General features: G+C 70.5%; 24 protein-coding genes and 1 riboswitch. Of the genes, 16 read left to right on the top strand and 8 right to left on the bottom strand.

The genetic code is table 11. The features are described 5' to 3' along the window. The first annotated feature begins 219 nt into the window (after positions 1 to 219). Both A5728_RS07090 and A5728_RS07085 read left to right on the top strand, forming a co-directional pair. Positions 220 to 1,071: a PhzF family phenazine biosynthesis protein gene (locus A5728_RS07090; RefSeq protein WP_064846373.1), complete on the top strand. Its 852-nt coding sequence runs from the start codon at positions 220 to 222 to the stop codon at positions 1,069 to 1,071. After that, entirely contained in the window at positions 1,044 to 1,484 is a 441-nt protein-coding gene (locus tag A5728_RS07085; RefSeq protein ID WP_231885551.1) for a thiol-disulfide oxidoreductase DCC family protein, read from the top strand. The genes A5728_RS07090 and A5728_RS07085 overlap by 28 nt, the downstream gene beginning before the upstream one ends. 165 nt (positions 1,485 to 1,649) lie before the next feature. On the opposite strand, the gene thiE is transcribed toward A5728_RS07085, so the two are convergent. Beyond that, entirely contained in the window at positions 1,650 to 2,312 is a 663-nt protein-coding gene (gene thiE, locus A5728_RS07080) for a thiamine phosphate synthase (RefSeq protein WP_064846372.1), read from the bottom strand. Positions 2,313 to 2,432: 120 nt separating this feature from the next. Continuing rightward, positions 2,433 to 2,557, top strand: a riboswitch (TPP riboswitch). Between thiE and thiO the strand changes: the two genes are divergently transcribed. From thiO to moeB, 4 genes are all read left to right on the top strand, one after another. Continuing rightward, on the top strand, positions 2,547 to 3,833 hold the full coding sequence (thiO, locus tag A5728_RS07075; protein WP_064846371.1) for a glycine oxidase ThiO: 1,287 nt from the start codon (positions 2,547 to 2,549) through the stop codon (positions 3,831 to 3,833). It overlaps the preceding riboswitch by 11 nt. Further along, positions 3,830 to 4,096: a sulfur carrier protein ThiS gene (gene thiS, locus A5728_RS07070; protein ID WP_064846370.1), complete on the top strand. Its 267-nt coding sequence runs from the start codon at positions 3,830 to 3,832 to the stop codon at positions 4,094 to 4,096. The genes thiO and thiS overlap by 4 nt, the downstream gene beginning before the upstream one ends. Positions 4,097 to 4,098: 2 nt before the next feature. Then, the gene (locus A5728_RS07065) at positions 4,099 to 5,040 is read left to right on the top strand and encodes a thiazole synthase (RefSeq protein ID WP_064846369.1); all 942 of its coding nucleotides are present in this window, start codon (positions 4,099 to 4,101) and stop codon (positions 5,038 to 5,040) included. Further along, entirely contained in the window at positions 5,037 to 6,227 is a 1,191-nt protein-coding gene (gene moeB, locus A5728_RS07060; RefSeq protein WP_064846368.1) for a molybdopterin-synthase adenylyltransferase MoeB, read from the top strand. Before A5728_RS07065 ends, moeB begins: the two co-directional genes overlap by 4 nt. Positions 6,228 to 6,459: 232 nt before the next feature. Here moeB and A5728_RS07055 read toward each other — a convergent pair whose 3' ends face one another. The 3 genes from A5728_RS07055 to A5728_RS07045 are packed head-to-tail and all read right to left on the bottom strand — an operon-like array spanning position 6,460 to position 9,928. Beyond that, complete coding sequence (locus tag A5728_RS07055) at positions 6,460 to 7,104, bottom strand: lactate utilization protein C (protein ID WP_064846367.1); 645 nt, start codon at positions 7,102 to 7,104, stop codon at positions 6,460 to 6,462. Further along, a complete protein-coding gene (locus tag A5728_RS07050; RefSeq protein ID WP_064846366.1) occupies positions 7,101 to 9,089 on the bottom strand; it encodes a LutB/LldF family L-lactate oxidation iron-sulfur protein in 1,989 nt (662 codons plus the stop codon). Before A5728_RS07050 ends, A5728_RS07055 begins: the two co-directional genes overlap by 4 nt. Beyond that, entirely contained in the window at positions 9,086 to 9,928 is an 843-nt protein-coding gene (locus A5728_RS07045; RefSeq protein ID WP_064846365.1) for a (Fe-S)-binding protein, read from the bottom strand. The genes A5728_RS07050 and A5728_RS07045 overlap by 4 nt, the downstream gene beginning before the upstream one ends. A 308-nt stretch (positions 9,929 to 10,236) precedes the next feature. Between A5728_RS07045 and A5728_RS07040 the strand changes: the two genes are divergently transcribed. Continuing rightward, on the top strand, positions 10,237 to 11,907 hold the full coding sequence (locus tag A5728_RS07040; protein WP_064846364.1) for an L-lactate permease: 1,671 nt from the start codon (positions 10,237 to 10,239) through the stop codon (positions 11,905 to 11,907). A gap of 174 nt (positions 11,908 to 12,081) precedes the next feature. Then, positions 12,082 to 12,855, top strand: coding sequence for a FadR/GntR family transcriptional regulator (locus A5728_RS07035; RefSeq protein WP_082943303.1), 774 nt, complete (start codon positions 12,082 to 12,084; stop codon positions 12,853 to 12,855). Between the two features lie 483 nt (positions 12,856 to 13,338). Here the strand turns inward: A5728_RS07035 and A5728_RS07030 are convergent, their stop codons facing one another. Beyond that, the gene (locus A5728_RS07030) at positions 13,339 to 14,085 is read right to left on the bottom strand and encodes a response regulator transcription factor (RefSeq protein ID WP_035964139.1); all 747 of its coding nucleotides are present in this window, start codon (positions 14,083 to 14,085) and stop codon (positions 13,339 to 13,341) included. Between the two features lie 22 nt (positions 14,086 to 14,107). Here A5728_RS07030 and A5728_RS07025 point away from each other — a divergent pair, with 22 nt between their 5' ends. The 3 genes from A5728_RS07025 to A5728_RS07015 are packed head-to-tail and all read left to right on the top strand — an operon-like array spanning position 14,108 to position 15,818. Beyond that, the gene (locus A5728_RS07025; protein WP_064846363.1) at positions 14,108 to 14,302 is read left to right on the top strand and encodes a hypothetical protein; all 195 of its coding nucleotides are present in this window, start codon (positions 14,108 to 14,110) and stop codon (positions 14,300 to 14,302) included. Positions 14,303 to 14,352: 50 nt separating this feature from the next. After that, positions 14,353 to 15,483: a sensor histidine kinase gene (locus A5728_RS07020; RefSeq protein WP_064846362.1), complete on the top strand. Its 1,131-nt coding sequence runs from the start codon at positions 14,353 to 14,355 to the stop codon at positions 15,481 to 15,483. After that, positions 15,480 to 15,818 carry an MGMT family protein gene (locus A5728_RS07015; RefSeq protein WP_231885550.1) on the top strand — a complete coding sequence of 113 codons (339 nt, stop codon included), beginning with the start codon at positions 15,480 to 15,482 and terminating at the stop codon, positions 15,816 to 15,818. The genes A5728_RS07020 and A5728_RS07015 overlap by 4 nt, the downstream gene beginning before the upstream one ends. A gap of 96 nt (positions 15,819 to 15,914) precedes the next feature. Here the strand turns inward: A5728_RS07015 and A5728_RS07010 are convergent, their stop codons facing one another. Then, the gene (locus A5728_RS07010; RefSeq protein WP_064846360.1) at positions 15,915 to 16,886 is read right to left on the bottom strand and encodes a phosphoribosylaminoimidazolesuccinocarboxamide synthase; all 972 of its coding nucleotides are present in this window, start codon (positions 16,884 to 16,886) and stop codon (positions 15,915 to 15,917) included. Beyond that, positions 16,883 to 18,250 (bottom strand): phosphoribosylamine--glycine ligase, encoded by a 1,368-nt coding sequence (gene purD / locus A5728_RS07005; protein WP_064846359.1) that lies wholly within the window; start codon positions 18,248 to 18,250, stop codon positions 16,883 to 16,885. Before purD ends, A5728_RS07010 begins: the two co-directional genes overlap by 4 nt. A gap of 71 nt (positions 18,251 to 18,321) precedes the next feature. On the opposite strand from purD, the gene A5728_RS07000 reads away from it, so the two are divergent. The 5 genes from A5728_RS07000 (at position 18,322) to purM (ending at position 22,862) form a co-directional block, all read left to right on the top strand. Next, positions 18,322 to 19,323 (top strand): asparaginase, encoded by a 1,002-nt coding sequence (locus tag A5728_RS07000; protein WP_064846358.1) that lies wholly within the window; start codon positions 18,322 to 18,324, stop codon positions 19,321 to 19,323. A gap of 49 nt (positions 19,324 to 19,372) precedes the next feature. After that, positions 19,373 to 19,738, top strand: a complete 366-nt coding sequence (locus tag A5728_RS06995) for a sterol carrier family protein (RefSeq protein WP_064846357.1) — start codon at positions 19,373 to 19,375, stop codon at positions 19,736 to 19,738. Positions 19,739 to 19,809: 71 nt separating this feature from the next. Further along, positions 19,810 to 20,151, top strand: a complete 342-nt coding sequence (locus tag A5728_RS06990) for a hypothetical protein (RefSeq protein ID WP_064846356.1) — start codon at positions 19,810 to 19,812, stop codon at positions 20,149 to 20,151. A gap of 12 nt (positions 20,152 to 20,163) precedes the next feature. Beyond that, positions 20,164 to 21,705 (top strand): amidophosphoribosyltransferase, encoded by a 1,542-nt coding sequence (gene purF, locus A5728_RS06985; protein WP_064846355.1) that lies wholly within the window; start codon positions 20,164 to 20,166, stop codon positions 21,703 to 21,705. Next, the gene (purM, locus tag A5728_RS06980) at positions 21,702 to 22,862 is read left to right on the top strand and encodes a phosphoribosylformylglycinamidine cyclo-ligase (protein WP_064846354.1); all 1,161 of its coding nucleotides are present in this window, start codon (positions 21,702 to 21,704) and stop codon (positions 22,860 to 22,862) included. Before purF ends, purM begins: the two co-directional genes overlap by 4 nt. A 120-nt stretch (positions 22,863 to 22,982) precedes the next feature. On the opposite strand, the gene A5728_RS06975 is transcribed toward purM, so the two are convergent. After that, positions 22,983 to 23,183: a DUF3073 domain-containing protein gene (locus A5728_RS06975; protein WP_064846353.1), complete on the bottom strand. Its 201-nt coding sequence runs from the start codon at positions 23,181 to 23,183 to the stop codon at positions 22,983 to 22,985. Positions 23,184 to 23,239: the final 56 nt, after the last annotated feature.

The raw sequence follows: 23,239 nt of genomic DNA, 5'->3' as shown, positions 1-23,239 counted from the left end.
TGGTCGACGTCCGGGGTCGGGCGGCGGGGTCCCACCTGGTGCTGCAGCCCCGCCGCGGGGTGGTGCTGCGGCGGGGGTGAGCCCACCGGGGGTGCGGGGCATCGCGTGCCGGACGCCCGTCCGGCACGCGTGTGCGCCGGACATGTTGTCTCTGGCCGCGCCGTGTGAGGCCCGGGCGCGAGATGACACCCCGTCGGCGCATCGTGATGGAATCACCCCATGAGCCCAATACCTCGTCCGCGCCCGTTCACCCAGGTCGACGTCTTCTCCCGGGAGCCCTATCTGGGCAACCCGGTGGCGGTCGTCCTGGATGGCACCGATCTCACCGACGACGCCATGGCCCGCTTCGCGCGCTGGACCAACCTGTCCGAGACCACGTTCGTGCTCCCACCCACGGACCCGGACGCCGACTACCGGCTGCGCATCTGGACCCCGGACCGTGAACTGCCGTTCGCCGGTCACCCCACCCTGGGCTCGGCCCACGCATGGCTCACCGCGGGCAACACCGCGCGTGCCAAGGACGTCATCGTCCAGCAATGCGCCGCGGGCCTCGTGCGGATCCGCCCGTCCGACGACGGCGCACTGACCTTCGAGGCCCCACCCACCGACCGCACGGGAGACCTGGGCCCGGAATTGCTCGGGGGCGTAACCGCGGCCCTGGGCCTGCGGGACGAGCAGGTCGTCGCCCATCAGTGGGTTGACAACGGCCCCGGCTGGGCCGCGCTGCTTCTGGCTGGCGCCGAGGACGTCCTGGCGATCGAGCCCGACCTTCCCGCTCTCCACGGCGCCAAGATCGGCGTGGTGGGTCCCCACCCGCAGAGCAGCCCGCACCAGTTCGAGGTCCGCGCCTTCGTGGGTGGCACCGGCGGGTACGAGGACCCCGTCACGGGAAGCCTCAACGCGAGCCTGGCCCAGTGGCTCATCCGTACGGACCGGGCGCCCGCGAACTACATCGCCCGACAGGGCACCCTCATGGGACGCAGCGGCCTCGTGACCGTGACGTCGGACGGGGACCACGTGTTCGTGGGCGGACACTGCACCGCGTGCATCGACGGGACGGTGCTGCTGTGAACCCCCGGGGCACCGAGCAGGGCGCGTCCCTGCACCTGGTCTTCGACGGCAACTGCGGGTTCTGCACGCGCTGCGTGGGATGGGCCCGGACACTGGACCGCCATGACCGGATCGCCCTGCACGCCTACCAGGTCCCCGGCGTACTGGAGCGGTTCGGACTGACGAATGCGGAGGGCAACGCGTCGGTGTGGGCCGTCCTATCCCGTTCCGGTGAGCGATCCTCGGGGGCGCACGCGGTGGCCGTGACCCTGGACACCGCCCTGGGCATCCGGGTGTTCGAGCCGTTCTACCGGTTACCGCCCGTGCGGTGGGTCCAGGACCGCGTGTACCGGTGGGTGGCCGATCACCGGGGGAAGTTCCCCGGTGTCACCCCGTGGTGCCAGCAGCACCCCGGGCGGTGCGGGACCCCGTAACGGTTCCGCTCCGCGTACCGAGCGAGCCGTGCCACCCGCGCGACGGCAATACACTGCGGCGCCATGACTCCGCCCCGACGCGCACCACCCCACCGAACACGTCGCCACCCGAGCGGTGCCATCCCACCGCGGCGCCGCCGCTCCACCGCGTTCAAAGATCGGGGCTCACCCGGGCAGCGTGTCCCGCAGCGCCCGCGCCGCCGCGGTGACGTCCTCCGCATCGGTCACGGCCCGCACGACCACGATGCGCGAGGCACCCGTGTCGAGCACGGACGGCAACCGCGCGGTGTCGACCCCGCCGATCGCGAAGAAGGGCTTGTCCCCCGCGTGCTGAGCAGCGTAGCGCGGCAGCTCGAGCCCCACGGCCGCGCGACCCGGCTTGGTGGGGGTCTCCCACACGGGCCCGGTGCAGAAGTAGTCGAGCCCGGCGTCGGCCACGGCGGCGTCCACCTGGGCCGGGGAGTGACAGGACCGCCCGATCACCACGTCGTCCCCCAGGACCCGCCGAGCCTGCGCGGTGGTGAGATCGCCCTGGCCCACGTGGAACACGTCCGCGCCGGTGAGCAGCGCGACGTCCGCGCGGTCGTTGACGGCGAAAAGTGCGCCGTGCTCACGGGCGACGTCGGCGAGCACCTCGATGGCCTCGATCTCCGCTGCGGCCTCGAGGGATTTGTCCCGCAACTGGATGATGTCCACCCCGCCCTCGTACGCGGCGTGCAGAAATTCCCGCAGGTCACCGCGCTCGCGGCGCGCCGTGACGCACACGTACAGTCGCGCCTTCTCGAGGGCGGCGCGGCGCCCGGTACCCGTCTGGCTCGTGTGTCCCATGCGGCCATCGTGGCACGAACCGCGCGCCCGCGGACACCTCGCCCGATCAGCCCGCCGCGAAGTCCCCCTGCGTTCCACAGCTAGGGGTGATTAGACTGGCAGGGCCGTTCGTCGCCGTTCGACGAACTCCACGGGAGTCCGCACACGTTGGCAACAACCACCGCAGCGGGCTGAGAGGGCGTGAGCCGCCGACCGGATCACCTGATGCGGATCATGCCGCCGGAGGGAGGAACAATGCCAGAGCACCTCGGTGACCACGTGGTCGTGGCCGGAGCTGGTCTCGTGGGCCTGGCCACGGCCTTCGAACTACGACGCCGCGGGGCCGCCGTGACCGTCGTCGATCCCCGCCCGGCGTGGGGCGCCACCCGCGCGGCCGCGGGCATGCTCGCACCGATCGCCGAGACCCAGTACGGCCAGGAACGCCTCTACCCCCTCATGCGGGCCTCCGCCGCGGAGTACCCGGACTTCGTGGAGCGCGTCACCGCGGCCACGGGCCTGCCCACGGGCTACCGCACCGAGGAGACGCTCGTGGTGGCCGCCGACGCCGCGGACGCCCAATCCCTCTCCGACCTCGCCTCACACCAGATCGCCTCCGGGATGGACGTGCAGGAGATCTCCACGCGGGAGGCCCGGCACCTGGAACCGGCTCTTGCGCCGCGGTTGAGCGGTGCGGTACGGATCGTCTCCGACCGCCAGGTGGACCCCCGGATGCTCGCGGCCGCCCTGGTGGAGACCCTGAACTGCCCGCACCTGACCACCATCGGGGACGTCCCCGACGCCGGACCGGCGCAGTGGCTGACCTCCCGCGTGGACACCGTGCTGACGTCCCGCAGGGAACCCCGCCAGGCCACGGGCGTGCAGGTGGACTCCGGTGAGGTGATCCCCGCGGACGCCGTGGTCGTGGCCACCGGGCTGACCGCCAACACCATGGGCGGGCTGCCCGAGGGACTCGACCTCCGATTGCGCCCGGTGTTCGGGGACATCCTGCGCTTGCGGGTTCCCGAGACCGCCCTGGCCCCCGGGGAATCGCATTTGCTCACGCGCACGGTGCGCGCCCAGGTCCTGGGCCGGCCCGTGTACATGGTCCCCCGCGAGGACCGGACCCTGGTGCTGGGCGCCACGAGCCGCGAGGACGGGCGCGAATCCGTACTGGCCGGTGGCGTGCACCAACTGTTGCGGGACGCGCGCGCCGTGGTCCCCGCGATCGACGACTGCGACGTCCTGGAGATGATGGCCCGCGCCCGCCCGGGAACCTCCGACGACCTGCCGTACGTGGGCAAGACCTCGGTGGCCGGGCTCGTGATCAGCACGGGTCACTTCCGTCACGGCATCCTGCTGACCCCCGTGGCGTCCCGGCTCGCCGCGGAGCTCGTGACCGGCGTCCTGGACCCGCTCGCGGACCACGAGTCCGACGCCGCGTTCCTCGCCGACACCGACCCGGCCCGGCACTCGAACCCCGCCCCCGAGGCCCCGTTCACCACACCCGAGAGCTATCCCCAGATGCATGGAGGACTCGAATGATCGCGCCCGAGACCACAGACAATTCCTCCACGGCCGTCGTGAACGGCTCCTCCGTGGCGGTGACCCCGGGGTTGACGGTCGCGAGCGCCGTCGTCGACCTCACGGGCCGCGAGATCACACCCGAGGGCACCGCCGCGGACGGCCATCCCCTGGGGATCGCCGTGGCGGTGGACGACGCCGTGATCCCCCGCTCCCTGTGGGCCACGACCCCCGTGGAAGCGGGTCAATCCGTGGAGATCGTCACCGCGGTGCAGGGAGGCTGAACATGACCACGCACGGAACCCCCCTGACCGTGGCCGGGGTGGAGCTCTCGTCCCGGCTGATCATGGGCACCGGGGGCCTCACCGATTTCGCGATGCTCGAACGGGCCCTGCTGGCCTCCGGGACGGAACTGACCACGGTGGCCCTGCGCCGCTTCGCGCCCGGCCCCGCCTCGCCAGCGGGCGCGCAAGCATCCGGCAAGGCGAACCGGGCGAGCGGTCGCGTGGGAGGTGGCGCAGCGGCGTCGTCGGCCGGGACACCGCAGGACAGCCTGTACGGGTTGCTGCGCCGCAACGACATCCGGGTGCTGCCCAACACCGCGGGGTGCTACACCGCGCGGGACGCCCTGCTGACCGCTGAACTGGGGCGCGAGGCGCTGGAGACGGACTGGGTCAAGCTCGAGATCATCGCGGACGAGGACACCCTGCTCCCGGACGGTGTGGAGCTGCTGGACGCGACCGAGAAACTCGCTCGGCGCGGTTTCAAGGTCTTCGCGTACACGTCCGACGACCCCGTGCTCGCGCTGCGGCTCGAGGACGCCGGGGCCGTGGCCGTGATGCCCCTCGGTGCTCCCATCGGCACGGGTCTGGGGATCCTCAACCCGCACAACATCGAACTCATCGCGTCCCGCGCGTCCGTGCCCGTGGTGCTGGATGCCGGGATCGGCACGGCGTCCGAGGCGGCCCTGGCCATGGAACTCGGGTCCGACGCCGTCCTGCTCGCGTCCGCCGTGACCCGCGCGCAGGATCCCGTGGCCATGGCGAGTGCCATGAAGCACGCCGTGCTCGCGGGGCACCTGGCCCGCGGCGCGGGGCGGATCGCGCGGCGCACGCACGCCGTGGCGTCCTCGCCCATGGCCGGGCGCATCGATACCGCCGACGCGCCCCGCGGGGACTGGCCCGCGCCTTCATCCACCACCCCACAGCTGGAATCGCAGGTTTCATGAGCACCCCGCTACCACCCCTCGTGGCCCCCGCCTCCGATCTGAGTCGCGAGGAACTCGAACGCTATTCACGCCACCTCACGTTGCCGCAACTGGGCGAGGAGGGGCAGCGTCGGCTCAAGAACGCACGCGTCCTGGTGATCGGCGCGGGCGGGCTCGGCGCTCCCGCGCTGCAGTACCTCGCGGCCGCCGGGGTGGGGACCATCGGCGTGGTCGACGACGACGTCGTATCCGTGTCCAACCTGCAACGCCAGGTGGTCCATGGGATGGCCGACATCGGTCGGCCCAAGGTCGATTCCGCCGCGGATGCCGTGGCCCGGCTCAACCCCCTGGTCACCGTGCACCGCCATCCCGAGCGGCTGAGCACCGACAACGCCCTGGAGATCTTCTCCGGCTACGACCTGATCATGGACGGCGCGGACAACTTCGGCACACGCTTCCTGGTCTCGGACGCCGCCGAACTCACCGGCATCCCCGTGGTGTGGGGCTCCATCCTGCGTTTCGACGGCCAGGTCTCCGTGTTCTGGTCCGGTCACGGCCCCGTGTACCGCGACCTGTTCCCGGAAGCGCCGGCGCCGGGCCAGGTCCCCTCGTGCGCCGAGGGCGGTGTGCTGGGCATGCTCCCGGCCACGATCGGCTCGGTCATGGTCACCGAGGCGCTCAAACTCATCACGGGCATCGGCCGTCCCCTGCTCGGCAGGGTCCTCATCCAAGACGCCCTGGCCCAGACGTGGCGCGAGCTCACGGTCCTGCCGGACCCGCACCGCCCACCCGTCACGGATCTCTCGCGGGTGGCGCTCGCGTGCGGTCTGCCCTCCGACGACGACGCCGCTCCCGCCCCCCACGAGACCGTCACCGCCCCGGAGCTGGCCGAGCTACTGACCGCCCGGTCCCTCGGGGAGACGTCCTTCACGCTCGTGGACGTGCGCGAGGACTGGGAGCGCAAACTCGTGGCCATCCCCGGATCCGTGCACGTGCCGCTGCAGGACGTCCTGGACCGGGGTGTCACGGCTCTTCCGGATGAGGCGGAGGGCACCGTGATCCTGCACTGCAAGGCCGGTGCCCGTTCCGCCCAGGCCCTCGCGGCACTGCGCAGGGACTACGCCCTGCGGGAGGACACCGTGAAGCACCTGGACGGCGGGGTGCTCGCGTGGATCGACCGGGTGGACCCGGCGCTGCCGCGCTACTGACCCGTTCGATCACAGCTCCTCCTCAAGGAGCGGTTTCCGCGCGTGTGTCACCATGAGGTCCAGCGGTTCGTGGTGGATAGCCGTTGGACTGACTGATCGCTTGTAGCGCGCGGCAGCTCCTCGTGAGCGATCGCTGCTGGTGAGCAACGTGTGAACGCGAAGGTCCCCGTCACCGCGGTAACGCGGGCGACGGGGACCTTTCTCGAAGTATGCGGGACAGGACCGCGCGGCCTCAACCCAGCAGGATCACGTCCAGCGTGCGCGGACCGTGGACACCCTCCACGCGTTCGAGCTCGATGTCCGAGGTGGCCGAGGGCCCCGAGATCATGGTGGTGGGCGCAGTGGGCTCCACGCGGGCCATGGCCTCCGGGATGAGCTCCACCACGGAGTCCAGCGGCACGATGCAGATGTGGTGGTCCGGCACCAGGGTGATGGCGCGCCGACCCTCGTCCGGGCGCCCGGACAGGAAGATGGTGCCCGTCTGCGCGCACGAGACCGTGGAGGAGGTCACCACGGCGTCCACCTGGTTGAGGTCCCGCACGGTCAGCGCGGAGGCCTTGCGACCGTCATTGGGGTCCACGATGGCCCGGCGCGCGGCGGTCTCCTCAGGCAACCACGCGGTGTCGAGGCCCTCGGGGATCACGTAGCGCGCGGAGGTCCCAAGCTGGGTGGCGACGCGCTGCGCCACGGTCTGCGCGGTCTCCCTGTAGACGTTGGCCTTGTAATCCAGCAACCGGTCCTCGAGCATGTCGATGATCTCGTCCCGCCCGAGGTCCGAGGTGTGCCGGTAGTCGCGGGGCACGTGGGGTGCCCGCGGGTGGTCCGCGAGCGCACCGTTGAGCCGCTCGAGGATTTCGGTCTTGGCGTCGGCGCTCATGCCGGCTCTCCGTCCTGGTTCCCGCGGCCTGCGTGGCCGTTGCGGGGTGCGATGTTGTCCTCGTGGGGGTCGCCCGTGGCAGCACTGTACGCCCCGGCCACGGCATCCGCGCCGGCACCCGGGGTGGCGGCGTCCTGGCCGGTGCCGGCCGCGGTCTCCTCGGTCCGGGCTGCCTTGGACTCGCCGTGCGAGCCCTGGGGGGTTGCCACCTCGACGGACGACGCCGGGTGGTCCTCCGCGGGCCCCGCACCGGTGCGCTCGGTTCCCGGCGCTGCAGTGACGCCGTCGCGCTCGAGTCGTTCCCCGGTCTCCCCCTCGTGCTTCTTCCACCAGTTGCGGAAGGACTCCTTGGGGGGCTCGGGGATGTCGCGCTCGGCGGTCCAGCCGCCCACCATGCCGGGCAGCCAACCGATGGCGCGGTCGCGGCCGGCGATGACACGGCCCATGGGTAGCCCGCGCTCCGCCAAGGACATCCGCTGACCAGAGGACATCACGAAGGAAGCGCCCTTCATCATGGCGTCCATCTGCGTGGGCACACCGCGGGAAGGCACGGCTCCTCGGATGCGGCGTCCTGCGCGACGCGCCCGAGAACCGAGCTCCTGGAGGGTGCCCTTCTGGGGGGCAGTGTCCTGCCCACCCCGGCCCTCGTCCGCGGTCAGGGACTTCTCCTCGCGCCAGTTGTCGTCCCCGCCCACCGCGGGGTCCTTGGAGACCGGTGCAGGGTGGGCGTGGTCCGGGCGTTTCCCGTGCTGGGCGCGGATGTCCTCGTCCCGCAGATGCACGAGGATCTCGGGGATGTTGATCTTCACGGGACACACCTGGTAGCACGCCCCGCACAGGGAGGACGCGTACGGCAGGGAGGCATTCTTCTCGGACGTGATGCCCGTGAGCTGCGGCGAAAGGATCGCCCCGATGGGACCGGGGTAGGTGGAGCCGTAGGAGTGCCCGCCCGCGTGCTCGTACACGGGGCACACGTTCAGGCACGCGGAACACCGGATGCAGTGCAGTGCGGAGCGACCCTGCGGGTCCGCGAGCACCGCGGAGCGCCCGTTGTCCAGGAGCACCACGTGGAAGTTCTTGGGGCCGTCCCCGGGCGTCACGCCGGTCCACAGGGAGGTGTACGGGTTCATGCGTTCGCCAGTGGAGGAGCGCGGCAAGAGCTGGAAGAACACCTCGAGGTCCTGGTAGGTGGGCAACAGTTTCTCGATGCCCATCACGGTGATCAGGGTCTCGGGCAGGGTCAGGCACATGCGCCCGTTGCCCTCGGACTCCACCACGGACAGGGTGCCAGTCTCCGCGATGCCGAAGTTCGCGCCGCTGATGGCCACCTTGGAGGTGAGGAACTTCTCCCGCAGGTGCTGCCGCGCGGCCTCCGCGAGCACTCGGGGCTCGCTCGTGAGCTCCTCGGTGACGCCGGGCATCTCGCGGCTGAAGATCTCGCGGATCTCCTCGCGGTTCTTGTGGATCGCGGGCACCAGGATGTGGGAGGGCTTGTCCCGCCCCAGCTGCACGATGAGCTCGGCGAGGTCCGTCTCCGTGGCGGTGATCCCGTGCTCGGAGAGGTGCTCGTCCAGCCCGATCTCCTGGGTGGCCATGGACTTCACCTTGATCACGTCCGTGGTGTCCTGCTCCTGGACCAGACGGGTCACGATGGCGTTCGCCTCGTCCGCGTCCCGGGCCCAGTGGACGACGCCGCCGCGCGCCGTCACGTTCGCCTCGAACAGCTCGAGCAGCTCGGGCAGCTCCGCCATCACGGTCTCCTTGATGGCGGAGCCGGCGTCGCGCAGCTCGCTCCAGTCAGGGACTTCCCCCACCACGCCAGCGCGCTTGGCGCGGATGGTGTGGGTGGCGTGCCGGATGTTGGCGCGCATCTGCTTGTTCTGCAGCTCCTTCTTGGCGGCCTTGGGGAAGGCGACCTGCGCGTGCAGGTTGCCCTGCCCGTGCACGGGACGCACGGCGGGCATGCCGAGGGACGTGACGCTCATCGAGTTGCTCCTGCAGTGGTGACCGGGCTCGCCGTGCGACGGCCGGGTTGGGAGATGGACAGTTCAACGGGGCCCTCTACCTGCAGCGGGTTGGCCCGGGTTGAGGCGAGGATTTCCGCGAAGTGGACGGTCTGGACGTCCACGTTCCGCTTGGACGCGGCTCCGCCCAGGTGCAGCAGGCACGAGGCATCCCCGCCGGTGCACAGCGAGGCGCCCGAGCTGCGGATGTTGTTGAGCTTGGCGTCCGCCATGGCACCGGAGACGTCCGGATTCTTGAAGGAGAACGTGCCGCCGAAGCCGCAGCACTCCTCGGCGTCGGGTAGCTCATGGAACTCGATGTCCGCTACGGAGCGCACGAGGTCCTTCTGGCGATCCCCGAGTCCCAGCAGGCGCATGCCGTGGCACGAGGGGTGGTAGGTCACCGGGTGCGGGAACCAGGAGCCGAGCTGCTCGGCGGCGTCCGTCACGCCCAGCACGTCCACGAGCAGCTCGGAGAGCTCGTAGGTGTTCTTGGCCACCATGGCGGCATCCTCGGCCAGGGCGTCCTCGCCGCACTGGCGCGCAACCATCGGCTGCTGGTGCCCCAGGGAGGCCACACAGGAGCCGGAGGGGGCCACGGCGACGTCGTAGTCCGCGCTGGTGAACGCGCGCACGTGGTTGCGGATCACCGGCACAGCGTCCTGGAAGTACCCGCTGTTGACGTGCATCTGGGAACAGCAGCCCTGCCCCTGGGGAAACACGACCTCGTGTCCCAGCCGCTCGAGGATCCGCACGGTGGCCAGCGCCACCTTGGGATACATGGCATCCACAATGCATGTGGCGAAGAGCGCGATTTTCATGTGTGTGGTCTCCTAACCGTCTGCCCCGGTCCATACTCTGCGGTCATACCAGGCTACGCCCGTGAGCCCGGTCACAACAACGTACGGCGTGGCATGGGACAGGCATGAAAGGCCGCGCGCGGGCTCCCCACGGCGGGGCGCGAGGTGTTCACCATGTGACCTGCATCATGTACGCTGTGCGGTAGGACCAATGTGGTCTGACCACTCATCGTACGACTTGCCCGGACGTGGTGCACACCGCCCCGCCGAGACCACACTCTCGATCCGGGAACCACGGTTCCGATCCGGCCCCACCCCTTGGAGAACGCGTGAATACCTTTACCGCCGCGACCGACGCCGTGGGAGGCAGCGTCGGGCTGTCCGCCCTGGTCGGCTGCCTGCCCCTGCTGACCTTCTTCGTGATGCTGCTGGCCTTCAAGACCAGCGCCTACGTAGCGGGTCTCACGTCCCTCGCCGTGGCCCTGCTGGTGGCCACCCTGGGCTTCGGCATGCCAGCGCACCTCGCCGCACTGACCGCCACCCAGGGCGCCGTCTACGGACTGTTCCCGATCGTGTGGATCGTGGTCATGGCCCTGTGGTTCTACCAGGTGACCGTGCTCTCCGGGCGTTTCGAGGACCTGCGCACCATCTTCGACACCATCGGGGGCGGTGACCTGCGCATCCAGGCCATGCTCATCGCGTTCTGCTTCGGCGGTCTGCTCGAGGCTCTCGCAGGCTTCGGCGCCCCCGTGGCGATCACCGCCACGATGATCCTGGCCCTTGGGCTCAAGCCTCTCAAGACGGCCACGCTGGTGCTGATCGCCAACACCGCCCCCGTGGCCTTCGGCGCGATCGCGATCCCCATCACCACCGCGGGCACACTCACGGACCTCGACCCGGCCCACATCGGTGCCGTGGTGGGTCACCAGGCCCCGTTCTTCGCGTTCGTGGTCCCCTTCTTCCTGCTGCTGATCGTCGACGGCGCCCGCGGTCTCAAGCAGGCCTGGCCCGCCGCCCTCGTGGTGGGCGGCAGCTTCGCGATCGCCCAGTGGTGGTGCGCCACGCACTTCTCGTACGAGCTCACCGACGTGGTGGCGTCCCTCGCCGGGCTCGCCGGTGTGGTGATCCTCATGCGCTTCTGGCGTCCCAAGGGCGCCGAGGCCGTGCGCGCGGACCTGGGCGTCTCCCGCCCGGAGGATGCTGCGGTACTCACGGCCGGGCGCGTGTGGATGGCAGTGCTGCCCTATCTGCTGGTGGTGGCCGTCTTCGGCGTCGCCAAGCTCTGGACCGCCGGGGTCAATGTGCCCAAGGCGCTGGCGTCCACGGACGTCAAGATCCCGTGGCCCGGCCTGAACGGGCACCTGCTCAATGCCAAGGGCGAAGCCATCTCGGGCACGGTCTATTCTTTCCAGTGGCTCTCCAGCCCCGGCACGCTGCTGCTCATCACCGGCCTGCTGGTGGCCGTGATCTACGCCCTGTTCAACCACCACGGGATGTTCCGACTCTCGATCGCGGATGCCCTTGCCGAAATCGGACGCAGCTTCTGGAAGATGCGTTTCTCCGCCCTGACCATCATGTCCGTGCTGGCACTGGCCTACGTGATGAACTTCTCCGGCCAGACCCTGGCGATCGGCACGTTCGTGGCCGGTCTTGGCGCGGCGTTCGCGTTCTTCTCCCCCGTGCTGGGCTGGGTGGGCACCGCGGTCACCGGTTCGGATACGTCCGCCAACGCACTGTTCGCCAACCTGCAGAAGACCGCGGCCCTTGGGTCTGGGCTGGACCCGCACCTGATGACCGCCGCGAACACGTCCGGCGGTGTGGTGGGCAAGATGATCTCGCCGCAGTCACTGGCCATCGCGTCCTCAGCAGTGGGCATGCAGGGCAAGGAGTCTCAGATCTTCCGCTCCGTGGTCCCGTGGTCCCTGGGCATGCTGCTGGTGTTGTGCTGCCTGGTGTTCCTGCAGTCCAACGTGCTCGCATGGATGCTGCCCGCCGCCTGAGCACTCCTGAGATACCAGACCGTCCGGGCGCCGCGGAGCTGCGGGCACCCCGGGGACGCCGAGCACCATGGGGCTCAGCACGCCATGGCACCCGCAACCCTGTGGGCACAGTGAGGAGCCCGGTCCGGCGGCACCTCGCCGCAACGGACCACGGACCCGCCCCGAGAGGAATCAATGAGCACCACCCCCGCCTACACCCTTGTGCTGGACTGGCTCGAACACCAGTTGCGCACGGGCGGGCTGCACGTGGGCGACAAGCTCCCCGCCGAACGCGCGCTCGCCGAGGACTTCGGCATCTCCCGGGCGTCGGTACGGGAGGCCGTGCGGATCCTCGCGGCCATGGGGCTCGTACGGACGGCCACGGGCTCGGGCCCGCAGTCCGGGGCCTCCGTTATCTCGGACCCCTCCGCGGCGCTCGGCTGGGCCCTGCGGATGCACATTGCCACCCGTTCCTTGCCGGTCGCGGACGTGGTGGGCACACGCGTGCTGCTGGAGAGCCACGCGAGTCTTGAGGCGGCGTCGTCGACCGGTCCGCACCGGAACGAAATCCTTGCGCAGGCCGGCGAACTGCTCGACCGCATGGACGACCCCGAGGTGAGCGACGCCGAGTTCCACGCGCTGGACGCGCAGTTCCACGTGCGCCTCGCATCCCTGAGCGGGAATGTGGTGCTCGAGACGATCATGGCGTCCCTGCGCGAAGCCACGATCGGGTACGTCCAGGAGACGGTCGCGAAGGTCACGGGCTGGCCGGAGATCCGCGCGCACCTGCAGCAACAGCACCGCGCGATCCTGCGCGCGACCACCGAACGCGACGGCGCCCTGACCGCGCGCCTGCTGCGCGAGCACATCATGTGGTTCTACGGCTTCGTGCCGGACGCGACCGGCACGGCCGACCAGGACCGAGCCAACCACGACCGCGCCGAACAGGACCGGGCCCGGCAGGACTGAGCTGAACGGGACTGAGCCGGGTAGAAACCGAGCCGAACGGGACTGAACGGCCCGGCAGCGAACGGTCCCGAGACCGGCCACGACCGGCCCGGGCGTCGGATCGATGAAGGGGCGCCGTTGACCCGCACGTCGGAAACTCCCCGGCACTCCCCTGACAAAGGAAAAACCCCGGCGCCTCCTGGCCGGGAGGCGCCGGGGTCAGGCTTGCATCCGCCCTGGCCCGCTGACGCGACGGAGGACCTCGGAACTGCACGCGAGGTGATCCAGGCCTCGCGGAGCTCTGTCACAAAGGGGTACGAGGACCCCCGTCGCGAGTTCAGCGGTCCGCTCCTACTCGGGGCCGTACGCCGTACACTCGCTCGACCCCCGTGGAGCGGTGGACATCTCTTCCGATGTCCACCACTAACTGTGCCGTACCGGGGACCCGCGCCACCATGGCCATTCGGCCAGTCTTCGAGCGTGAACCTGAAGGTAACCTGGGAATCAGGTCAGGCGGGGGTACCGCTCGTCGTCCAGCTCGGGATGCACGAGGCCCCACTGGATGCCCGAGATCAGCACCTGGACCCGATCCCGCACCGCGAGTTTCTCGCACAGATGGGACACGTAGGCCTTCACACTGCCGTGCGAGACGGACATGCGCTCGGCGATCTCATTGTTGTTGAGCCCCTTGGCGATCCACTCGAGCGTTTCGAGTTCGCGCGGCGAGAGCTTGGGCGCGTCCGGGTGGGGTCCCCGGGGTGCGGGTTCGACGGCGCCGGCCGCCGCCGCGCGCAGGTGACCGCGGCGCACGGAGGGCACCGGGACGTCCCCCAGCACGTTGTTGGCCAGCGAGCTGGCCACGGACGGGGACAGCGCGAGTTCGTCCTCGCGGATCAGGCTCACGGCGGAGACGATCTCGTCGTGCCGGGCGTCCTTGACGAGGTACCCGGAGGCCCCCGCGCGCAGAGCGGGGACCACGTACTCGAGGGTCGAGAACGTGGTCAGCGCGAGCACCTTGGTCTCCGGGCAACGCTGCACGATCTCCCCGGTGGCCTCGATCCCGTCCATCCCCGGCATACGGATGTCCATGAGCACCACGTCAGGGCGCAGTTCCAGGCACGTGGCCACGGCCTCCGCGCCGTCCGAGGCCTCCCCCGCGACCTCGAAACCCGGCTCCGCGCGGAACAGGTTCGCGAGGGCGTCACGCATGAGCGGATGATCGTCCACCAAGAGAAGCCTGCACAAATCCATGGCCTGATCATAAACTGAGCGCATGACTGAGCACTCGTCCCCCGTGACCACCACCACTTCGACCCGCACACGCTGGGTGCGCACCGCCACCGCGGCCCTGCTGAGCGGAGCCCTTATCCTCAGCGCGGCGCCGGCGCACGCCGCGTCCCCCACGGTCCCGCGCGGCCCCACGAACGTGATCTGCCACTACTGGCCCGTTCTCTGCCCCAACCGGTGATCCCGGGGGGTACTGCTATCGGGGTGGACCCCGCCCCTCGATCCGGCGGTATGCCGAGCTGGCTGCGTGTCGTCGTGGTGCTCTTCGCCGCGGTGGCACTGCTCGACGACCTGCGGTCCATGCCGTGGTCGTTCATGCCCCCGGCACCCGCCGTGCTCTCGAGCAGTTTCCTGGTCCTGAGCTACGGGGCCGTGGCGCTGCTCGCATGGTCGCCCCTCGCGAGCGCCGTGGCCATCACGCTGTCGTACGTGTTGGCCACGGTCTTGCACGACTACGCCCTGGCCCTGTTGTGCGGGTGCGTCGTGATGGTCGCGGTGCTCGCGATGCTCTCCCGCGGGACCGCGCTGGCCCACCTCGCGGTCACCGCCACGTGGATAGTCGTGTCTGCGGGGGTGCTGCGCAATTCCGATTTCGTGTGGACCGTGGGCATCCCCCTGGGTGTGTCCGCGCTGATCGGTGCGGCCGTGCGGTTCTTCGTGACCCAGTACCGGCTCAACACCCGCCGCCTCGCCGTTCTGGAGGTCACCCACCAGCGGCTGCGGGAGCAGGAACGGCTCGCCCTGGCCCGGGACCTGCACGACGTGGTCGCGCACGAACTGACCCTCGTGACCATGCAGGCTGCGGGGTCCCACCGGCAGCAGGACCCCAGGGAACTGCACCGCACGATCGACATGATGGACTCCGCCGCCCGCTCCGGGCTGCATGAGCTGCGCACGCTGCTGCACATCCTGCGGGACTCCCCCGGCGCCCCGGACGAGCGGGACAGCAGTTCCGGGCTCACCACGGGGTCCCTGTACGGCGTGGCCCGGGCACTCGCGGCGAGCCTCGAACGCGCCGCACTCGTGCCGGAGCTCGAACTGGGTGACGGCCTGGACGAGATCCCCACGTCCATCCGCGGCACCGCGGCCCGGGTGCTGCAGGAGGCCTCGACCAACATGATCAAGTACGCGCCCACGGGTTCCCGGTGCGCCCTGCGGGTGTTCGTCCGGGACGGCGCCGTGCACGTCCACGCCGAGAACCAGATCCGCCGGGGTGCCGGCACCGACTCCGGGCGCAGGGAACTGACCTCCGCGTTCGGGCTGCGCGGCATCCAGGAACGGGTCGCCCTGCTCAACGGTCAGGTGGAGTACGGTCCGCGCAATGCCGTGTGGCACCTGGACGTGCGGATCCCGGTCGCGTGAGTGACACCCCGGACGCCCCGAGGACCGGGACGGACGCGGTCGAGGCCGTGCGCGGCGTCGTCGTCGCGATCCCACCGGGCGCGGTGCTCAGCTACGGGGACGTGGCGGAACTCGCGTGGTTGAGCACCCCGCGGCTCGCGGCGCGGATCATGGCCATGGGCCTGGCCGGGACGGACGTCCCGTGGTGGCGTGTGGTGCGCGCGGACGGCACGCTGCCCGACCACCTGCAGATCACTGCGCGGGAACACTACGAACGCGAGGGCACGCCCCTGCGCGAGACCGACGCCCATTGGGTCCGCGTGGATATGCGCACCGGGCGCTGGGACGGCCGGTGAGCACCGGCGCGTGAGCGCGCCGACGCGTCAGTCTCGACAAAGTAGGACCCGCGCTGCCGCCAGCCTAGCGCCGGGCAGGATCCGTACTCGGCCGGATCAGTACTCGGGCGGGCCGGCGACCTCGAAGAACGGGCCGCGGGCGTCGAACACCCGACCGGTGAGCCGCTCGTACGCCTCCACGTAGCGCTCGCGCGTCTTGGCCACGACCTCCTCGGGCAGCTCGGGCACGGGGCCCTGGCCGTCCCACCCGGAGGCGTCCGAGCGCAACCAGTCCCGCACGTACTGTTTGTCGAAGGACGGTTGCGGGCGGCCCGGCTTGTAGGTCTCCAGGTCCCAGAACCGTGAGGAGTCCGGGGTGAGCACCTCGTCCCCCAGGGTGATGGCCCCGCGGTAGGAGTCCAGGCCGAACTCCACCTTGGTGTCCGCCACGATGATCCCCCGCTCCCGGGCGATCCGCTCGGCGCTCGAGTAAATCTTCAGGGACAGCTCCCGCAACCGGTCCGCCACGGAATTGCCCACCACGTTCGCCATTTCCTGATATGTGATGGGCTCGTCGTGCTCCCCCAGTTCGGCCTTGCCCGTGGGGGTGAAGATGGGCTGCTCCAGCCGGTCGCCGTCCTCGAGGCCCTCCGGCAGCTCGATCCCGCACACCGACCCGGTGGCGCGGTAGTCCTTGAGCCCGGAGCCGGTGAGATACCCGCGCACGATGTTCTCCACGGGAAACATAGACAGGTTCTTGCACACGACCGCGCGCCCGCGCACGGACTCGTGAACGTCCGTGGTCAGGATGTGGTTCGCGATCCCGTCCAACTGCTGGAACCACCACAGGGACAACTGGGTGAGGATGACGCCCTTGTCCGGGATGGTGGTGGGCAGCACCTGGTCGAACGCGGAGATCCGGTCGCTCGCGACCACGAGCACGGCACCGGCGCGGTACTCGGCGTCGTCGTGGATCGCCACACCCGTGGCGCTGAGGCGGGACTCGTCCGGGACGTAGAGTTCCCGGACCTTGCCGGAGTAGACGTGCTTCCAGCCCGGGATCTCGAGGGGTATGCCGTGCTCGCTCATGCCTGCTCCTCTGCTGTGGTCGCGGTGGGCGCCCCGGTGCGACCCGGCGTCCCGCCCGGGGCGTCCGTGGTGCCGGGACCCGGTTGGCCCCCGGGGACCGTGATCCGTCCCTCGGACGCGGCCAGTGCGATGTCGGTGCGGTAGTGCGATCCGGGAAGGGTGATGCGCTCCATCCCACGATAGCCACGCTCGCGCGCTTCCCGCAGGTCCGCCCCGCGGGAGACGACGGCGAGCACGCGCCCGCCCGCCGAGACGATCTCCCCGGCGGCGTTGCGGTCTGTGCCGGCGTGGATGACCCACGTGTCCGGGTCCTGGGCGGCCTCGGCCAGCCCCGTGATCACGTCCCCCTTGCGCGGGGCGCCCGGGTAGTTGTGAGCCGCGAGCACGATGGTCACGGACGCGCCGGAGGCCCACTGGAGCTCCTCGCGCTCGGACAACCGGCCCTGCGCGGCGTCGAGCAGCAGTTCGCCCAGCGGGGTTTCGAGCACCGCCAGGACGGACTGGGTCTCGGGATCGCCGAAGCGCGCGTTGAACTCGATGACCTGGATGCCGCGCTCGGTCACGGCGAGACCGCAGTAGAGCACCCCCACGAAGGGGGTGCCGCGGCGTCGCAGTTCGTCGATCACGGGGCGGGCCACGCGGCGCACGACCTCGTCCGTGAACCCCTCGGGCAGCCACTCGAGCGGCGTGTAAGCGCCCATGCCACCCGTGTTGGGGCCCTGGTCACCGTCGCGAACGCGCTTGAAGTCCTGGGCCGGTTGCAGTGGGACCACGTTCTCGCCGTCGCTGAGCACGAACAGGGACACTTCCGGGCCGTCCAGGAACTCTTCGACGACCACGGCACCGCCCGCGTCCAGGCACTCGCGCGCGTGGGCCTCGGCACGGTCCCGGTCCGGCGTGACCACCACGCCCTTGCCCGCGGCCAACCCGTCGTCCTTAACCACGTAGGGCGCACCGAAACGCTCGAAGGCCGCCCGCACGTCCGCGAGATCCGTCGTGGCCACCGATCGCGCGGTGGGGACACCCGCCGCCGCCATGATCTCCTTGGCGAACGCCTTGGAGCCCTCGATCCGCGCGGCCTGTGCGGACGGACCGAACACGGGGATGCCCGCACGAGTGAGGGCGTCCGCGACACCGGCGACGAGCGGTGCCTCCGGTCCCACGACCACGAGGTCCGCGTCCAACTCCCGAGCCAGCGCGACCACGGCCTCCGGGTCCTGCGCGTTGAGGGGATGTACCGGGACGTCCTGGGCGATCCCCTGGTTACCGGGTGCGCTGTGCACCTCGCTGACGTGCGGGTCCCGTAGCAGGGACGTGATCATCGCGTGTTCGCGGCCCCCTGGGCCCACCACCAAAACCTTCACGCGCTCAGCGTATCGGCCACAGCCCCCGTCCGGGCAACGATTGCGCGGGCCACGCTGCCATACTGGAAGGTATGCAGACCTTCAGCTCGGACCAGGCCGTGGAACTCGCCGTGGTGCAACGCAGCGGCTTCGTGGAGTCCCGGCACAGCGGATCCGCCGTGGTGCTGGCACCTGACGGATCCGTGGCGTTCTCCGTGGGCGCTCCGGACGAGGCGATCTTCCCGCGCTCGACCCTCAAGCCGTTCCAAGCGATCGCCGCGATGAAGGCCGGGGCCCCGCTGCGCGGCGAGCAGGTGGCGATCGCGGCGGCGTCGCACACCGCCACGTTCGACCACCTGGACGCGGTCAACTCGATCCTCAAGGCGGCCGAGCTGGACCCCGAGGCGCTGCAGTGCCCGCCGGACTGGCCCCAGGACGAGGACACGCGCGCGTGGTTGATCCGCACCGAACGCGGCCGCAACCGCATGTGCATGAACTGTTCGGGCAAGCACGCGGCGTTCCTGCTCGCGTGCGTGACCAACGGGTGGCCCATCGACTCCTACCTGAATCCCGAGCACCCGCTGCAGCAGCTCGTGATCGAGACCATCGAGGAGTTCTCCGGCGAGCGCGCCCAGCACGTGGGCGTGGACGGCTGCGGTGCACCGCTCACGGCGATCACCCTCACCGGCCTCGCCCGCATGTACTCCACGCTGGGGCGCGCCGCACGCAACGTCCAGGCTGACGCCCGCGCCGCGACCGTGGCCACGTCCATGCTCGACTACCCCGAGTACGTCCAGGGCCCGGGGCGTTCGAACACCGTGATCATGGAGGAGCTGGACGTGATCACCAAGCTCGGCGCGGAGGGCGTGCTGGGGCTGGGCACCCGTTCCGGGTGGTCCGTGGCCATCAAGATGCTGGACGGTTCCTCGCGCGCCAACTCACTCGTGGGCCTCACACTGCTCGCGCACGCGGGTGCCGTTTCCCGGGCCGACGCCGATAGCGTCCTCGAACGCGTCACGCACCCGATCACCGGGGCCGGGCGGCCCGTGGGTGCCATCGAGCTCGCCGAGCCGCTGCGGGAACTCCTGGGCTGACCGCCCCCCCCGATCCTCAATCCGAGATCCACGATCCCAGAGGTGGGCCATGACGATCCGACGCAAGGTCGACCCGGCGGACGGCAGCCTCGCGCTCGCGCGCTGGCGTCGATCCCCTGACGAGGCCGACCGCCGCACCACGGCCACCGCGGTGCGCTACTGCCTCGAGGAACTCGCGAGTCGCGCTGAGGGCAATTCCGTGGAGGTGCGCGTGCCGCCCTTCGGCGTGACCCAGTGCGTCCCCGGTCCGCGCCACACGCGCGGCACCCCACCCAACGTGGTGGAGACCGACGCCACCACGTGGCTCGCGCTCGCGACCGGACGCGCACGGTGGACCGACAGCGTCCGCGAGGGCAGCGTCGCGGCGTCCGGGACGCGCACCGACCTCAGCGCGTGGCTCCCGCTGTTCGGCTGAGGCACCACCCACGCCCCACCGACGACATCGCGTGGCCCGCGCACGCCCGGATGCGCGATAACCTGGAAACCATGAGCTCCGCCGATCCCGAGACGCCCGCGCCCGCCTCGCAGCCCGGTTCCGCCACCGAACGGATGACGGTGCGCCGCGCCCCCAACATGATCGCGTTCCTCATCACGGGCGCGGCCGTCGGGGCCATCGCGGGACTGCTCGTGGGGGCGCTGGGCCCCGGATCGCTCGCCTACACCCGCGGGGCCATCATCGGGTTCTTCCTCATGACGTTCCTGATCGTGGGTGCGACCGTGGGTGCCGTGGTGGCACTCGTCCTGGACCGGATCTCCCTCAAACGCTCCCGGCACGTGACCGCGGAGGTCCAGGATCTTCACGGGGCGGACGAGCGCCCCGGCACATGAGACACTGTCTGCGTGGTTCGAGCTGACGGAAAACTCTCTCACGACCTCTTGCCCGGAGAAAAAGGCCCCCAGGACGCGTGCGGCGTGTTCGGCGTGTGGGCCCCGGGCGAGGACGTCGCCAAACTGACGTACTACGGCCTGTACGCGCTGCAGCACCGCGGGCAGGAGTCCGCGGGCATCGCGACGTCCGACGGGGAACGGATCTCGGTCTACAAGGACATGGGGCTCGTGTCCCAGGTCTTCGACGAGACCACGCTCAACACCCTCAAGGGGTACCTGGCCGTGGGACATGCGCGCTACTCCACCACGGGTGCGTCCCACTGGGCCAATGCCCAGCCCACCCTGGGTGCCACCCCGCACGGCACGCTCGCGCTCGCGCACAACGGCAACCTGACCAACTCCGCCGAGCTCTACGACCTGCTGCTCGACAAGTCCGGGTTCCCGTCCCGCGGTGAGATCGCCCGGGGCAACACCACGGACACCGCGTTGATCACCGCGCTGCTCGCGGAGCACCCCCTAAACTCGCTCGAGGAGGCGGCCATGATGCTGCTGCCCCGGCTCGTGGGGTCCTTCTGTCTCACGTTCATGGACGAGGCCACACTCTACGCCGCGCGCGATCCCCTGGGCGTGCGTCCCCTCGTGCTGGGCCGACTGGAACGCGGCTGGGTCGTGGCCTCCGAGACCGCTGCGCTGGACATCGTGGGCGCCTCCCTCGTGCGCGAGGTGGAACCTGGTGAGTTCATCGCAATCGACGAGAACGGCCTGCGTTCGCGCCGTTTCGCGGAGGCGAAGCCCGCGGGGTGCGTGTTCGAGTACGTGTACCTGGCCCGCCCCGACACCACGATCGCCGGGCGCTCCGTGTACGAGTCCCGCGTGGAGATGGGCCGACAACTCGCGCGCGAGCATGCCGTGAACGCGGACCTCGTGATGCCCACCCCCGAGTCCGGGACCCCCGCCGCGATCGGATACGCGGAGGCCTCGGGCATCCCGTTCGGACACGGACTCGTGAAGAACTCCTACGTGGGCCGCACGTTCATCGAGCCCTCGGACACCATCCGTCAGCTCGGGATCCGGCTCAAGCTCAACCCCCTGCGTTCGATCGTGGCGGGCAAGCGCCTGGTGGTCGTGGACGACTCGATCGTGCGCGGCAACACCCAGCGGGCCCTCGTGCGCATGCTGCGTGAAGCGGGGGCGGCGGAGATCCACGTGCGGATCTCCTCCCCGCCCATCAAGTGGCCGTGCTTCTACGGCATCGACTTCGCGTCCCCCGCGGAGCTGATCGCCAACGGGCTCGCCGTGGAGGACGTCCGCGCCTCCCTGGGCGCCGATTCCCTGGGGTACATCTCCGAGGAGGGGATGATCGAGGCCACCGCCCGCCCCCGTTCCACCCTGTGCACCGCGTGCTTCTCGGGTGATTACCCCACGGCCCTGCCCAAGGCGGACCGGCTCGGCAAGTCCGTGCTGGAATCCCCCGGGGCCCACGCGGAACCTTCCGAGGACCTCGTGGACCCAGCACCGCGCACCGACACCGCCCACGAGGAGACCACCGCATGAGCCAGTCCCGAGCCCACGGCACGGAAGCCGTCACCTACGCGAGCGCGGGGGTGGACGTCGAGGCCGGGGACCGCGCCGTCGAACTCATGAAGTCCGCCGTGAAGGCGACCCACACGTCCGGCGTGGTGGGCGGCGTGGGCGGCTTCGCCGGGCTCTTCGACGTCTCCGAGCTCACCGGCTACCGCAAGCCCTACCTGGCCACGTCCACGGACGGCGTGGGCACCAAGGTCGCGATCGCCCAGTCCCTGGACGTCCACGACACCATCGGGTGGGACCTCGTGGGCATGGTCGTGGACGACATCGTGGTCGTGGGCGCCAAGCCGCTGTTCATGACCGACTACATCGCGACCGGCAAGGTGGTCCCGGAACGCATCGCGGACATCGTGCGGGGCATCGCCGCGGCGTGCGAGGCCGCGGGCACCGCCCTCGTGGGCGGAGAGACCGCCGAGCACCCCGGGCTGCTGGGCGTGGACGAGTACGACGTCGCCGGTGCGGCCACCGGCGTGATCGAGGCGGACGAACTGCTCGGCCCGCAGCGCGTGCGTGACGGGGACGTCGTGATCGGCATGGCGTCCTCCGGGCTGCACTCCAACGGGTACTCCCTGGTGCGCCGGGTCATCAACGTGGCCGGTTGGCAGCTGGACCGCCAGGTCAGCGAACTGGGCCGGACCCTGGGCGAGGAACTGCTCGAACCCACGCGCGTCTACGCGGCGGACGTCCTGGACCTCGCGCGGGCGTTCCCCGTGAACGGTCCGGACGGCACCACGGGCCACGGCGTGCGCGGCTTCTCCCACGTGACCGGCGGTGGTCTCGCGGCCAACCTGGCGCGTGTTCTGCCCGCGGACCTGCAGGCCACGGTGGAGCGCTCCACGTGGTCCCTGCCGCCCGTGTTCCAGCTCGTGGCGCAGCTCGGTCAGGTGCCCCTGGCGGACCTCGAGCGCACGCTCAACCTGGGCGTGGGCATGGTCGCGATCGTGGACCCCGCCGTGGCCGACGCCGCCGTGGCCCATCTCACCGAACGCGGGCTGCCGTCCTGGATCATGGGCCGCGTGGGTCCCGTGGACCCGGATGCCTCCCGCCACGGCAGTGACTGGGTGCAAGGCGCCAAGGGCGTGGCCGGCGGCGGCGTGCTCATGACAGGTGACTACGCCCTCTGAACGCGCACCGAGCGCCCGCGACGCGACGGGCACGCAAGGAACCGCCCACACGCTCGTGTGGGCGGTTCCTTGCTCTGCTGGTCACGATGACGACGCCGCCGCGGTGGCGCGGCGAGCGGATCAGTCGTAGTCCGAGTACTTCTCCGCGTAGGTCGAGTAGTCGTCCTCATCCTCGGGACGTTCCTCGTGATCCATGGCTCGGGAGGACGGTTTGCTGCTGCGCAACTCCCGCTGCAACGCCGAATAGTCGGTCTGCGGGCTGAAGTACTTCATCTCCCGCGCCTGTCGTGTCGCCTTCGCCTTTTGACGGCCGCGCCCCATGGCGTGACCCCCTCTGCGTCTCGTGTCCGATCGGCGGTACCGTGTTGAGCACACAG

Origin of the sequence: Kocuria sp. ICS0012 (assembly GCF_001665945.1) — a bacterium.
GTDB lineage: Bacteria > Actinomycetota > Actinomycetes > Actinomycetales > Micrococcaceae > Kocuria > Kocuria marina.
This window is presented reverse-complemented; position numbering and strand designations above follow the sequence as displayed.